Below are 12,892 nucleotides of genomic sequence, written 5' to 3'. Positions count from 1 at the left end.
CGGGCTGGCAGCGTCACAGCGAGCCGACGTAGATCAGGGTGGCCACCGCCACCAGCAGCAGGATCATCCCCATCATCACCGGCCACGACCACCGGGGCATGGCCAGCGATCGGCGCCAGACCGGCAGCACGGGCGCCACGGCCCCCTCCTCCTGGCTGACGGCATCGGCCGGCTGCCCGGCAACGGCCTCGACATCCTCGGGCAGGTGCTCCCAGACCGCATCCACGGACTCCAGCAGCTGACGCCGCTCCTGCCAGGCCGATGTCGGGTCGAGCTCGCCCGCCAGCTGCAGCCGCACCAGATCCCTGAGCGCCGCATTCACCACCACCAGATCCTCACGCAGGCTCATGCGCCACCTCCACACCGGGTCTGGCGCCACGTGCATGATCGGCATCCACGCCGACATCCAGCAGGACCAGGCTGAGGTTGTCACGTCCGCCTGCCGCCAGCGCCTCGGCCACCAGCTCACGCTGGGCCTCGGCCGGATCGCGGGCAAGCCAGTGCGCAAGACGCTCGGGAGGCAGCTCGGCATGCAGACCGTCACTGCAGATCAGGTAGCGATCACCGTCCTCGACGCGCAGCACGGCAAAGTCAGGCAGCATGTCATCCGCACCGACCAGACGGGTGAGATCGGCCTGCGGCCCGTTGACGTGATCCTCGCTGAGGCAGCTCAGCCGCCCGTGACGCCAGCGATAGACGCGCACATCACCGACCCAGCACAGCAGCGCCCAGCGCTGCGTGATGCGCAGGATGGCAACCGTGCAACCCAGCGTGCGCGCCGGTTGCAGCTCGGCCGCGTAGTCGCGCAGCTGCTCATGGACGGCGAGCAGGACATCCTCGATCTGGTCGACGGCATCAGCCAGCCCCTGCGCCAGACGCAGGTGAGTGAGCGCATGCGCGAGCGCGGCACTGGCGACCTGGCCGGCATCGACACCGCCAAGACCGTCAATGACTGCCCACAGGCCGTCGTCGTCACGCAGCACCAGGGCATCCTCGTTGTGCGCCCTGCGATTGCCCATGTCCGTGGCGGACCAGCGTTGCCAGCCGATCATGTCAACGCACCCGGTACAGCGCGTAGCTGCCCGCCAGCAGGCACAGCCCGATGGGCAATGTCACCGCCAGCAGCGGCGACCAGTGGAACAGCAGGCTGGCAAAGCCGATGGCATCCTGGCCGTAGCGGAACACGAGGCCGAAAAGCACACCGATGATGATGCGCAACCCCAGCGTGACCGAGCGCAGCGGTCCGAAGATGAAGGAACAGGCCACCAGCACCATGGAAAACACGGCTACCGGACTGAACACCTTCTTCCAGAATTGCAGCTCGTAGGCGCCGGCATCCAGCGCCTGCTCCTTGAGGTAGTTGGCGTAGTCACGCAGATCGGCGAGGTGCAGCTGCTCCGGCGGTGCCGACGCGACACGCAGGAAGTCCGGCGTCAACGCGCTCTGCCAGGTGTCCGTGGCCTGACGACTGACACGGGCATCACCCGACGCCAGCAGCTCGGTCCGGCGCAGATCGCTGAGCTGCCAGTGGTCGCCGTTGAAGGCGCCGGATGCCGCGTGCACGGCTTCAGTCAGGCGGCCCTGCGCGTCATAGCGGTAGCGCGTGACACCAAGAATGGCGCCATCCGGCGACACCAGCTGAATATTGATGAGCTCGTCGGCCTCACGCTGCCAGTAGCCGGTGATGCGGCCGGGCTGGTAATCACGCCCCAGCGCATGCGCCTTCAGCACCTCGGCGCGCTGATCCGTCCAGGGCACCACCTTCTCGCCCAGCAGCAGGCCCAGCAGAATCATCAGCAGGGCACCACGCATCACCCACCAGACGATACGGCCGGTACTGACCCCGGCGGCGCGCATGACGGTGAGCTCGGAGCTCGACGCCAGCGAGCCAAGCCCGACCAGCGCACCGATGAGGGCGGCCATGGGCAGGATCTCGTAGACATGTCGCGGCAGCACCCAGAGCACGTACTGGAACGCCTTGAGCGCACCGTAACCGCCCTTGACGTTCTCCAGCTCGCCAATGAAGGAGAACACCAGGTCCAGACCCAGCAGCAGCACCTGCACCATGAGCATGGCCATCAGCACCGTGAGGCTGACGTGACGGGAAAGACGGGTCATGCCGGCACCTTGCGTCGTGGCGTCCAGAGCAGCAGCACCAGGGCCAGGGCCAGATACAGGACATGAACGGCCATGAAGCCCCAGGCGCCGACATCCTCCTTCTCGACACCATTCCTGACCGCGATCAGCAGCACCACATAGCTCAGGTAGAGCACGATGGCAGGCAGCAGCTTGAGATAGCGGCCCTGACGGGGATTGACCTTGGCCAGCGGCAGCGCCAGCAGCGACACCACCGGCACCAGCAGCACCAGCGACCAGCGCCAGCCCCACTCGGCAGCCGCCTTGGGGTCGGCATGACGCTGCGCCAGCAGCACACCCGACGCCAGCGCACGCACGCTGTCCACCGGGGTGTCCGTGAGATCGACCTGCTTCAGGCGCATGCGGTAACTGTCAAAGCGCATGCGCTGCACCTCGGCATCACCCGGGCGCAGCTCCCAGCGCTCGCCATTGACCAGCTCCACGGCCTGCGGACCGAGCACCGGATCATTCACGCGGCGCCCCTGCTCCGCCTGCAGCAGCACCTGGCGCGACTCGCCGCCATCACGCCCCGGACGGGTCTCCAGAATCATGATGTCGCGCAGCAGGGACTTGTCGTCACTCAGATCGGCATAGAGCATGCGATCACCCACCGGCTGGAAGCGCCCGGGCTGGATCAGCTCGAAGGTGCTGCGCTCAGCCTGCTCGGCCTTCAAGCGCTCCGACTCGGCATAGCCCAGCGGCGTCAGCCAGATCGCCAGTGCGGCGGTGGCAACGGTGACCAGCACGGTCACCGGCACCAGCCAGCGGATCAGATGCGCCGGCCCCATGCCGGCGGCGGCCAGCACCGCCATCTCGTTGTCGAGATAGAGCCGGCCGAGGCCCAGCAGCAAACCGACAAACAGGCCCAGCGGCAGAATCAGCTCAAGGAAGCCGGGCATGCGATAGAGCATGACCGAGGCCAGCAGATCCACCGCGATGCGGCCGCTGGCGGCACGCTCGAAGAACTGGATGAGACGGCCGCTCATCAGGATGACGGTGAGCAGCCCGGCCACCGCCAGCGTGGTGGCAAGAACCTGCGTACCGATGTAACGGCGGATGATCACACAAAGATCCCCGAGAAGGCCTGTCAGGACAGGGTCAGCATGCAGGCGACGGCCCGCACACGCATGGCAACCAGCGCTGGCAAAACACCGGCTGACCAGTAAACTAGCCCTCGATTATAAACAACCCACCAGCTTTGTCTTGCCCGTCATGACAAGCTGCTTCGGAGACAGGATTCATGGAACTTGCCGTTGCCGTTGTTGCGCCGCAGGCGCTGGCCGAACACAAGACGCCCGCCCTGGCTGTCGCCGTGCAGGGCAAGTCCCTGAGCGCCAGCGCACGTGCCCTTGACGAGGCCAGCGCCGGCGCCTTGCAGGCTGCACTGGCGCGCAGCGGCTTTGAAGGCAAGCCGGGCCAGACCCTGGCGCTGCACAGCCTGCCCGGCATCGCCGCCGGTCTGGTGCTGGTGGTCGGCGCCGGTGACGCCGCCGAAGTCAGCCTGCAGGCCTGGCACAAGCTGGTGGTCTCGGCCGTGAAGGCGCTGCCGGGCAAGCTCGGCAAGGCCACCTCGACACTGGCCGAGTTGCCTGTCGCCGGCCGCGACCTGGCACAACGCATCAGCGACCATGCCCGCTTTGCCATCGAGGCCGGCTACCGCTTTGACGAATACAAGTCGAAGAAGCCGGCCGCCACTGATCTGCTTGGCAAGCTGACCCTGGGCATTGCCGAACGCGGCGACCTCAAGGCCGCCAAGGACGCCCTGACCTGGGGCCGCTGCATCGGCGAGGGTCAGAGCTTTGCACGCGACCTCGGCAACCAGCCGGGCAATGTCGCCTACCCCGGCTATCTGGCCGAGATGGCGCGCGCCCTGGGCGAGGATGGCGACATCCAGGTCGAGGTGCTGGGCGAGGACGAGATGCGCAAGCTCGGCATGCACTGCCTGCTCTCGGTCTCGGCAGGCTCGCAGCATGATGCCCAGCTCGCGGTCATGCGCTACCAAGGCGGCAAGGCCAAGGATGCCCCCGTGGTGCTGGTCGGCAAGGGCATCACCTTCGACACCGGCGGCATCAGCCTGAAGCCGGGCGCCGGCATGGACGAGATGAAATTCGACATGTGCGGCGCCGCCTCGGTGCTGGGCGTGATGGCGGCGGTCAAGCTCGCGAAGCTCAACCTCAACGTCATCGGCGTCATTGCCTGTGCCGAGAACATGCCCTCCGGCACTGCCACCAAGCCGGGCGACATCGTGCGGACGATGTCAGGCCAGACCGTGGAAATTCTCAACACCGACGCCGAAGGCCGCCTCGTGCTCTGCGATGCCCTGACCTATGTCGAGCGCTTCAAGCCGGCGGTGGTGGTCGACATCGCCACCCTTACCGGGGCCTGCGTGGTGGCACTGGGCAAGGTTGCCTCGGGCCTGTTCTCGCCCAGCGATGCGCTGGCCGAGGAGCTGCTGGCTGCCGGCCAGCGCGCCGATGATCGCGCCTGGCGCCTGCCGGTCTGGGATGACTACCAGGAACTGCTGGATTCGCCCTTCGCCGACATCGCCAACATCGGCGGTCCGACCGCCGGTTCCATCACCGCTGCCTGCTACCTGGCCCGCTTCACCAAGGCCTATGCCTGGGCCCACCTCGACATCGCCGGCACCGCCTGGCTCAGCGGCAGCCAGAAGGGTGCCACCGGACGCCCGGTACCGCTGCTGCTGGAGTTCCTGCGCGCCCGTGCCGCCGACTGATCCGGCCGTGGAGATCACCTTCTACGTGCTGCCACCGGACGCGCCCCTGACGGCGCGTCTGGGCACGGCCTGCCGGCTGGTCGACAAGGCCTGGCAACAGAACCGCCAGGTGCTGATCCAGACCGCCAGTCGCGCCGAAGCCGAGACGCTGGACGAGCAGCTGTGGTCGTTCCGGCCCGAATCCTTCGTGCCGCATCATCTGGTTGGCGAGGGACCGACGCCGCCGCCACCGGTACGCATTGGCTGGGAAGCGCTGCCTGCGGAAAGCCGCGACATCCTGATCAATCTCGGCGCCGACATTCCCGACGGCTTCCAGCGCTTCCAGCGTGTCATCGAGATCGTTGCCGGCAGCGATGCCGAACGCGAGGCCGCCCGCACGCACTGGAAGGCCTATCGCAAGCTCGGCTATCAGGTGCAGGCGCACGAGCTCAAGGCCTGACATGGATGCCCTGCTGATTGCCTCGCCACTCAGTGCCTGGCTGGTCATGCTGGCCCTGAGCGCACGTGCCGCCAGCGAGCCCGGCGTGTCTGCCCGCAGCTGGCTCACGGCACGTCATCTGGTGCTGGCCTACCTGCTGCCCACGGCCTTCCTGCTGATGCTCGAGCACAAGGGCCTGATCAGACCCGACATCCGTCTCGGCCTGCTGATCTGCCTGCTCTCCGGCTGCGGCACCTCGGGGGCGGCACTGGCGCGCGGCAGCGGTGGCTCCGCCACTGCGGTGGCCTCCCTGATGCTGGCCAGTGCCGGCCTCGCGGTCGTGCTGCTGCCGCTGGCGGTGCTGCTCGGCGTCGGCAATGACGCCGCCCTGGCCAGCGCCGGCACCGTGCTGGCGGTTCTGCTGCTGGCACAGGGCCTGCCCTACCGGCTTGGTCTGCTGCGTTTCCGCGCGCATCCGCCATCACCCCGGCTGCAGGCAGGGCTGGATCGCCTGGCCTCGGTGTCGGTGCTGGCCCTGATTGCCCTGATTGCCTGGCGCGAACTGCCGCGCCTGCTTGATCATCCCGGCGTCACCCTGGCGGCTGCAGGCACAGCCATCCTGCTCGGACTGGTGGCCCGGCCCGCCACCACCCCGCACGAGGATCTCGGCAGCATGCTGGTGATCCGCAATCTCACCGCCGCCAGCCTGGTGGCCAGCCAGCTCACTGACGCTTCGGAGGTGATGACGGCCCTCTGTGCCTTCGGACTGGTGATGTATCCGGTGGCGCTGATCCAGGTCTGGCGCGCGCACGTGACACGCAAGGTGGCACGCGGACTGCTATAATCCAAGGTTTCGCCGGGCCGACGCTGACGGCCCGAGACACCCTCTTTCCGCTTTCTGCCGCGAGACCTTCATGAATCACATCAGCATGGATCAAACCAGCATGGATTCGACGTTCAATCCTGCCGACATCGAACGCCGCTGGGCCGAACGCTGGGAAGCCGAAGGCTGCTTCAAGCCCTCCGGCACCGGCACGCCCTACTGCATCATGATCCCGCCGCCGAACGTGACCGGCTCGCTGCACATGGGCCACGGCTTCAACAACGCCATCATGGACGCGCTCGTGCGCTTCCACCGCATGCGCGGCCACAACACGCTCTGGCAGCCCGGCACCGACCACGCCGGCATCGCCACCCAGATGGTGGTCGAGCGCCAGCTCGCCGCCAGCGGCGTCAGCCGTCATGACCTCGGCCGCGACAAGTTCCTCGACAAGGTCTGGGAATGGAAGGAGCAGTCCGGCGGCACCATCACCCGCCAGATCCGCCGCCTCGGCTCGTCGGTGGACTGGTCGCGCGAGCGCTTCACCATGGACGAAGGCCTGTCGCGCGCCGTCCAGGAGGCCTTCGTGCGCCTGCATGCGGACGGCCTGATCTACCGCGGCAAGCGCCTGGTGAACTGGGACCCCAAGCTGCACACGGCGATCTCCGACCTGGAAGTGCTGTCGGAAGAAAAGACCGGCTCGATGTGGCACTTCCGCTACCCGCTGGCAGACTCGGCAGCGGGTGCAGGCGGCGAGGCCGGCCGGGACTACCTGGTGGTTGCCACCACACGTCCGGAAACCATGCTTGGTGACACCGCCGTCGCCGTGAACCCGGACGACGAACGCTACACCCACCTGATCGGCAAGATGATCCGCCTGCCGGTCACCGGCCGTCTCATCCCCGTCATTGCTGACAGCTACGTTGACAAGGAGTTCGGCACCGGCTGCGTGAAGATCACGCCAGCGCACGACTTCAACGACTATGAAGTCGGCAAGCGCCACGACCTGCCGCTGATCAACGTGCTCGACCGTGATGCCGCCATCCTGGCCACCTTCGAGGTCATGGCCGGCGGCAGCTTCGCGCCGCTGCCCGCCGAGACCTGCCCAGCCGCCTACGCCGGCCTCGACCGCTTCGCTGCGCGCAAGGCCGTCGTCGCCCAGGCCGAAGCCGAGGGCTGGCTGGAGGAGATCAAGCCGCACGCACTCAAGGTGCCGACCGGCGACCGCTCCGGCGTGGTGGTCGAGCCCTGGCTCACCGACCAGTGGTACGTGAAGGCCGCCGTGCTCGCCAAGCCGGCGCTGGAAGCCGTCGAGGACGGTCGCATCAGGTTCGTGCCCGAGCAGTACCAGAACATGTACTACGCCTGGATGCGCGACATCCAGGACTGGTGCATCTCGCGTCAGCTCTGGTGGGGCCACCGCATCCCGGCCTGGTATGACAACGCGGGCAAGGTCTATGTCGGTCACAGCGAAGCCGAGGTGCGCGCGCAGCAAGGCCTCGGCGCCGAGGTCGCCCTGCGCCAGGACGACGACGTGCTCGACACCTGGTTCAGCTCGGCACTGTGGACCTTCTCCACGCTGGGCTGGCCGGACGAGACGCCGGAGCTCAAGACCTTCCATCCCACCGATGTGCTGGTCACCGGCTTCGACATCATCTTCTTCTGGGTCGCGCGCATGATCATGATGACCATGCACTTCATGAAGAACGAGGACGGCTCGCCGCAGATCCCGTTCAGGACCGTCTACGTGCACGGCCTGGTGCGCGACGGCGAAGGCCAGAAGATGTCCAAGTCCAAGGGCAACGTGCTCGACCCGCTGGACATCATTGACGGCATCGCGCTCGACGACCTGGTCGCCAAGCGCACCACCGGCCTCATGCAGCCGAAGATGGCCGAGAAGATCGAGAAGGCCACGCGCAAGGAGTTCCCGGACGGCATCCGCGCCTTCGGTACCGACGCCCTGCGCTTCACCAACTGTGCCCTGGCCTCGACCGGCCGCGACATCAAGTTCGACATGAATCGCGTCGAGGGCTACCGCAACTTCTGCAACAAGCTGTGGAACGCGGCGCGCTACGTGCTGTCGCAGACCGACGGCAAGGATTGCGGACAGGACGAGTCACTGCCGCTGGCGCGTTCGGTGGCCGATCGCTGGATCATCTCGCGCCTGCAGGAGACCGAAGCCGCGGTCATCGCGTCGATGGCCGAATACCGCTTCGACCACGTCGCGCAGACCATCTACGACTTCGTCTGGAACGAGTACTGCGACTGGTATCTGGAGCTGACCAAGCCGGTGCTTGCCGCCGACACGACCGCCTCCGTGGAGGAGCAGCGCGCCACCCGCCGCACCCTGGTGCGCGTGCTGGAAACCATCCTGCGCATCACCCACCCGCTGATGCCCTTCATCACGGAAGAGATCTGGCAGCGCGTGAAGCCGCTGGCCGGTGTCAGCGGCGAGTTCCTGATGCTGGCGCGGTTCCCGGAGCCGGACCTGAGTCGCGTGGATGCCGAGGCCGCCGCCGAGGTGGCCTGGCTGCAGCAGGTCATCGCCGGCCTGCGAAACATCCGCGGCGAGCTGGGCATCTCGCCGGGCAAGCCGCTGCCGCTGGTGATCGCCAATGCCTCCGCGGAGGACGCCGCCCGCCTGACACGCCAGAGCGCCTTGCTGCGTTTCGTGGGTCGACTGGAGGGCATCACCGTAGTCGCCAGCGAAGCCGAGCTGCCGCCGGTGTCGACGGCGCTCGTGGGCACGATGACGCTGGGCGTGCCGCTGGCCGGCCTGATCGACGTGGGTGCCGAACTGACCCGCCTCGACAAGGAGATCGCGCGTCTTGGCCAGGAAGTGGCCCGTGTCGAGGCCAAGCTGTCGAACGAGTCCTTCGTGGCTCGTGCGCCGGCCGACGTGGTTGCCAAGGAGCGCGACAAGATCGCCGACAACCTGCGTGCCCAGGCTGCCATGCAGGCCCAGCGCGACAAGATCGCGACGCTGGCCTGATAGCGGCTGCAGAAACGAAAAAGCGCCCCGAGGGGCGCTTTTTTCATGGCCATCGGCAAGGCGGTGACAGATGAATATGGTGCCGCAAAGAGGAATCGAACCTCCGACCTACTGATTACGAATCAGTTGCTCTACCGACTGAGCTATTGCGGCATGCCGGCGCTGGCGCAGGCAGGTGGGCGATTCTAGCGAGCCACCCCGCCAGTGACAAGTCGCCCGACCAGCGGCCAGCGCCGATCCGGCATCGTGTCTACCTTCTCGTCACAGCCCTGTCGACGGAGAGCGCAGACATGCCAGGACCACGCCCGCAAGCCGGTTTCAGCCTCATTGAACTGATGATTGTCGTCGCCATTGTCGCGGTACTCGCGGCCGTGGCCATTCCGCAATACCAGGACTACGTCACCCGGGCACGCTGGAGTGGCAACCTGACGCAGCTCGAACCGGTCAAGCTCGCCATCGCCGAATGCCTGCAGCAGAACGGCGGCGATGCCACCGGCTGCGACTCGGCGGCCGAGCTGGGCATGGCGGCACTGCCGCAACCACAGCATGCCAGTGCCGCGATGACACTGACCGCCGCGGATGCCAGCTCGCTGACCGCCACCGTGCTGGGCACGGCCAGTGCCGGCAACTGCCGGGTTGATGCCGTCGCCAGCCTCGATGATGGCCAGCTGCGCTGGACCCTGGGCAATGTCGCCAATGCCGGCAATCCGGCCTGCACCCGTCAGCAGACTGGCGTAGGTGGCTGAGATGCCGGGCCACGGCATGCTGGCCGCCACACCGTCATTGCCTGAGCAGGATGACCAGGTGCAGGCCTGGGTCGACGCCTTGCTCGCGGGTGCTCGCGCCAGCGGCGCGTCGGACCTGCACATCGACCCGCGTCTGCAGGGCGCCCAGCTGAGGCTGCGCATCCATGGCCTGCTGCAGGACTGGCTCTGGGTCCCGCTGCGCTGGCAGCAACGGCTGGTCGCCCGCCTCAAGATGCTGGCCCGGCTCGATCTGGCGGAACAGCGGCTGCCCCAGGATGGTCGCCTCAATGACGGCTGCCAGGGCTCCATACGCATTGCCAGCCTGCCCACCCTGCATGGCGAGAAGCTCTGCCTGCGCCTGACCGGGGATGAACAGCGCCTGCAACTCGATGACCTGAACCTGCCAGCGCCCGTGGCCGATGCCCTGCGCAAGGCGCTGGCTCATCCTGACGGACTGATCCTGATCACCGGGCCGACCGGCTCCGGCAAGACCACCACGCTCTACGCCTGCCTGCAGGCACTGGACCGTCAGACACGCCATCTCGCCACCATCGAGGACCCCATTGAACATGTCCTGCCGGGCATCAGCCAGACCGCGATCCAGCCACGCATCGGGCTGGATTTCGGCCAGGTGCTGCGTGCCCTGCTGCGGCAGGATCCCGACGTGATGATGGTGGGCGAGATCCGCGATCCGGCCACGGCGGAGATGGTGGTCCAGGCTGCCGAGACCGGCCATCTGGTGTTGTCGACACTGCATACCGGATCGGCATTGGAGGCGCTGACCCGGCTCAGGCACCTGGGCGTTCCGCCCTGGCTGCTGGCTGACAGCGTGCGCCTGGTGCTGGCCCAGCGTCTGGTGCGGCAGCGCTGTCCGCACTGCGCCCCTGAGCTGCCGGGCCAGGCCGGGCGCGGTTGCACGCACTGTCATCAGGGTTATGTCGGACGTCTCGGCCTGTACGAATGTCTGCTCATGACGGTGCCGCTGGCCCACGCGCTGCAGGCCGGCGCGGAGCCGGGACAGCTGCTTGAGCTGGCCCATGCAGGCGGACTGCCGACACTGGCCGCCAGTGCCCGCGACGCCATCGCGTCCGGCCTGACCACCTACGATGAAGTGCAGCGGGTGCTGGGACCGTGCGCCTGCCCGGCCTGACCGCAGGTGCACGCACGCCGGATGCCTGGGCGCGCCAGCGCTGGCTGGCACAGCTGGGCGCCCTGCTGCAGGCCGGCATCGCCTTGCACCCGGCATTGCGTCTGCTGCAGGCACAGCAGCCGGTACAGGAACAGGCCTACTGGTCACCGGTACTGACCCATCTTGAGCAGGGTCAGCCTCTGTCCGCCTGCCTTGAACAGCGACAGGCACTGGGCGTCGGTGATCTGGCACTGCTGCGGGTGGCCGAGCAGACCGGGCAGTTGTCGAGCCAGCTGCAGCGACTGGCACAGCTGCAGGCGCGACGTCTGACACTGCAACGAGAACTGCGTCGGGCGCTGCGCTACCCGGTGCTGGCCCTGTCCGGCGCCATGCTGGTGGCCGGCTTCCTGCTCACCCAGGTGGTTCCCGGCTTTGCCGAACTCTATGCCAGCTTCGATGCCGAACTGCCCCTGCTGACACGACAGGTCCTGCTGCTCTCGCAGCTGCTGCAGCAACTGGCGCCAGCCATGCTTGCCGCCCTGCTTGTGCTTGCCGGTCTGTTGCGCTGGCAGCTGCCGCAACGACCCGGCTGGCGTCACATCCTGCACCGCCTGCTCTGGCATCTGCCACTGACCGGCCGACTGACCCGCTGCTACTGGCTGGGCTGCTGGCATCGCACCCTGCATGACAGCCTGGCCGGCGGACTGCCGCTGGAGGTCGGCCTGAGCCAGGCCGCCGCCCGCGTTCAGGAGTCCGCGCTGGCAGGCGCACAGGAGGACATCCGGCGCGGCATCAGCCAGGGCCAGCCACTGAGCAGCCTGCTTGCCGACCGCGCGGGCTATCCGTCCCTGTGCCGCCAGATGGTCGCCGTGGGAGAGGAATCCGGTATGCTAGCCACCTTGCTGGATGCACTGGCCAGCCAGTTCGAGCAGGACTTCCGGGATGGCTGCGCGCAGGCCATCCAGTGGCTGGAGCCCCTGCTGATGCTGTTTCTGGGTGCGCTGGTCGGCCTCATCGTGCTGGCGCTGTACTTGCCGATGTTTCAACTGGGACAGGTGGTGTGATGACCCCCGATGTGCAACTGCTGCTGGTACTCGCCAGCGGCCTCATCCTCGGCAGCTTTGCCAATGTCGCCATCCATCGCCTGCCGCGCATGATCGAGCTGGCCTGGCGCAACGAGCTGCGTCAATTCGAGCGCGAACAGCAGGGTCTGGACCCGCTGCCGGACAGCGAGCTGGAGCAGCTTTCGCTGAGCCGCCCGCGTTCACACTGCCCGCAGTGCAAGACCACGCTGCCGCCGCACCATCTGGTGCCGGTGCTGAGCTGGCTGCTGCTGCGTGGCCGCTGCGGTCACTGCCAGGCACGCATCCCGGTACGCTATCCGGTGGTCGAACTGCTGTCCGCGCTGCTGGCCTGGGGCAGCTGGCACAGCCTGGGCTGGACACCCGAGGCGGCGGCGGCCTTCCTGTTCCTGGAAACCCTGCTGGTGGCCACCCTGATCGACTGGGACAGCCAGTGGCTGCCCGACCTGGTGACCCTGCCGTTGATGTGGGCCGGCATCCTGCTGGCCAGCCTGGGCTGGAGCCCGGTCGCGCTCAGCCTGGACCTGGCGGTCTGGGGTGCCGTTGGCGGCTACCTGTTCCTGTGGATCATGGCCGCCCTGTTCAAGCTGTTCACCGGCAAGGACGGCCTCGGCGGCGGGGATACCAAGCTGCTGGCCGCGCTTGGCGCATGGCTGGGCCCGATGGTACTGCCGGCCATCCTGCTGCTGTCCTCGCTGCTGGGCTTGCTGATGGCATTCTGGCTGCGCTGGCGCCGCAAGCAGCAGGGCACCTTCCCCTTCGGTCCGGCGCTGAGCCTGGCCGGTGTCGTCTACTTCGCCCAGGCCCTGCTGGCCGGCTGACCGGAGCAACTCGC

Annotated in this window: 12 protein-coding genes and 1 tRNA gene; 8 read left to right on the top strand and 5 right to left on the bottom strand. The window is 67.5% G+C overall.

Annotated features, from left to right (window positions below; translation table 11 throughout):
• Nucleotides 1–13: 13 nt before the first annotated feature.
• The 4 genes from F595_RS0109590 to lptF are packed head-to-tail and all read right to left on the bottom strand — an operon-like array spanning nucleotide 14 to nucleotide 3,200.
• The gene (locus tag F595_RS0109590; RefSeq protein WP_022956654.1) at nucleotides 14–349 is read right to left on the bottom strand and encodes a hypothetical protein; all 336 of its coding nucleotides are present in this window, start codon (nucleotides 347–349) and stop codon (nucleotides 14–16) included.
• Complete coding sequence (locus F595_RS13650; protein ID WP_022956653.1) at nucleotides 336–1,052, bottom strand: PP2C family protein-serine/threonine phosphatase; 717 nt, start codon at nucleotides 1,050–1,052, stop codon at nucleotides 336–338. Before F595_RS13650 ends, F595_RS0109590 begins: the two co-directional genes overlap by 14 nt.
• 1 nt (nucleotide 1,053) lies before the next feature.
• Complete coding sequence (lptG, locus tag F595_RS0109580) at nucleotides 1,054–2,118, bottom strand: LPS export ABC transporter permease LptG (protein ID WP_022956652.1); 1,065 nt, start codon at nucleotides 2,116–2,118, stop codon at nucleotides 1,054–1,056.
• On the bottom strand, nucleotides 2,115–3,200 hold the full coding sequence (gene lptF, locus F595_RS0109575) for an LPS export ABC transporter permease LptF (RefSeq protein WP_022956651.1): 1,086 nt from the start codon (nucleotides 3,198–3,200) through the stop codon (nucleotides 2,115–2,117). The genes lptG and lptF overlap by 4 nt, the downstream gene beginning before the upstream one ends.
• A 176-nt stretch (nucleotides 3,201–3,376) precedes the next feature.
• Here lptF and F595_RS0109570 point away from each other — a divergent pair, with 176 nt between their 5' ends.
• The 4 genes from F595_RS0109570 (at nucleotide 3,377) to F595_RS0109555 (ending at nucleotide 9,100) form a co-directional block, all read left to right on the top strand.
• Nucleotides 3,377–4,870: a leucyl aminopeptidase gene (locus F595_RS0109570; RefSeq protein WP_022956650.1), complete on the top strand. Its 1,494-nt coding sequence runs from the start codon at nucleotides 3,377–3,379 to the stop codon at nucleotides 4,868–4,870.
• Nucleotides 4,857–5,309: a DNA polymerase III subunit chi gene (locus tag F595_RS0109565; RefSeq protein ID WP_022956649.1), complete on the top strand. Its 453-nt coding sequence runs from the start codon at nucleotides 4,857–4,859 to the stop codon at nucleotides 5,307–5,309. The genes F595_RS0109570 and F595_RS0109565 overlap by 14 nt, the downstream gene beginning before the upstream one ends.
• A 1-nt stretch (nucleotide 5,310) precedes the next feature.
• Entirely contained in the window at nucleotides 5,311–6,132 is an 822-nt protein-coding gene (locus tag F595_RS0109560; RefSeq protein WP_022956648.1) for a hypothetical protein, read from the top strand.
• A 100-nt stretch (nucleotides 6,133–6,232) separates the two neighbouring features.
• On the top strand, nucleotides 6,233–9,100 hold the full coding sequence (locus F595_RS0109555; RefSeq protein ID WP_026913459.1) for a valine--tRNA ligase: 2,868 nt from the start codon (nucleotides 6,233–6,235) through the stop codon (nucleotides 9,098–9,100).
• 77 nt (nucleotides 9,101–9,177) lie between these two features.
• Here the strand turns inward: F595_RS0109555 and F595_RS0109550 are convergent.
• Nucleotides 9,178–9,253: transfer RNA gene (locus F595_RS0109550), tRNA-Thr, on the bottom strand.
• Between the two features lie 137 nt (nucleotides 9,254–9,390).
• Here F595_RS0109550 and F595_RS0109545 point away from each other — a divergent pair.
• The 4 genes from F595_RS0109545 to F595_RS13635 are packed head-to-tail and all read left to right on the top strand — an operon-like array spanning nucleotide 9,391 to nucleotide 12,878.
• Nucleotides 9,391–9,846, top strand: a complete 456-nt coding sequence (locus F595_RS0109545) for a pilin (RefSeq protein WP_022956646.1) — start codon at nucleotides 9,391–9,393, stop codon at nucleotides 9,844–9,846.
• Nucleotide 9,847: 1 nt separating this feature from the next.
• Nucleotides 9,848–10,996, top strand: a complete 1,149-nt coding sequence (locus F595_RS13645; protein WP_051144692.1) for a GspE/PulE family protein — start codon at nucleotides 9,848–9,850, stop codon at nucleotides 10,994–10,996.
• On the top strand, nucleotides 10,978–12,039 hold the full coding sequence (locus tag F595_RS13640; RefSeq protein WP_022956644.1) for a type II secretion system F family protein: 1,062 nt from the start codon (nucleotides 10,978–10,980) through the stop codon (nucleotides 12,037–12,039). The genes F595_RS13645 and F595_RS13640 overlap by 19 nt, the downstream gene beginning before the upstream one ends.
• A complete protein-coding gene (locus F595_RS13635) occupies nucleotides 12,039–12,878 on the top strand; it encodes a prepilin peptidase (protein WP_022956643.1) in 840 nt (279 codons plus the stop codon). The genes F595_RS13640 and F595_RS13635 overlap by 1 nt, the downstream gene beginning before the upstream one ends.
• The last annotated feature ends 14 nt before the right edge of the window (nucleotides 12,879–12,892 follow it).

Origin of the sequence: Perlucidibaca piscinae DSM 21586 (genome assembly GCF_000420045.1) — a bacterium.
GTDB classification, from domain to species: domain Bacteria; phylum Pseudomonadota; class Gammaproteobacteria; order Pseudomonadales; family Moraxellaceae; genus Perlucidibaca; species Perlucidibaca piscinae.
Note: the sequence above shows the minus strand (reverse complement) of the source record. Positions and strands in the feature narration are given on the sequence as shown.

Bases quoted from the DNA above. Each gene is read 5' to 3' on its own strand.
- F595_RS13650 (WP_022956653.1), bottom strand. From the start codon at position 1,052: ATGATCGGCTGGCAACGCTGGTCCGCCACGGACATGGGCAATCGCAGG.
- lptG (WP_022956652.1), bottom strand. From the start codon at position 2,118: ATGACCCGTCTTTCCCGTCACGTCAGCCTCACGGTGCTGATGGCCATG.
- F595_RS0109545 (WP_022956646.1), top strand. From the start codon at position 9,391: ATGCCAGGACCACGCCCGCAAGCCGGTTTCAGCCTCATTGAACTGATG.
- F595_RS0109570 (WP_022956650.1), top strand. From the start codon at position 3,377: ATGGAACTTGCCGTTGCCGTTGTTGCGCCGCAGGCGCTGGCCGAACAC.
- F595_RS0109590 (WP_022956654.1), bottom strand. From the start codon at position 349: ATGAGCCTGCGTGAGGATCTGGTGGTGGTGAATGCGGCGCTCAGGGAT.
- F595_RS13645 (WP_051144692.1), top strand. From the start codon at position 9,848: ATGCCGGGCCACGGCATGCTGGCCGCCACACCGTCATTGCCTGAGCAG.
- F595_RS0109560 (WP_022956648.1), top strand. From the start codon at position 5,311: ATGGATGCCCTGCTGATTGCCTCGCCACTCAGTGCCTGGCTGGTCATG.
- F595_RS13635 (WP_022956643.1), top strand. From the start codon at position 12,039: ATGACCCCCGATGTGCAACTGCTGCTGGTACTCGCCAGCGGCCTCATC.
- F595_RS0109555 (WP_026913459.1), top strand. From the start codon at position 6,233: ATGGATTCGACGTTCAATCCTGCCGACATCGAACGCCGCTGGGCCGAA.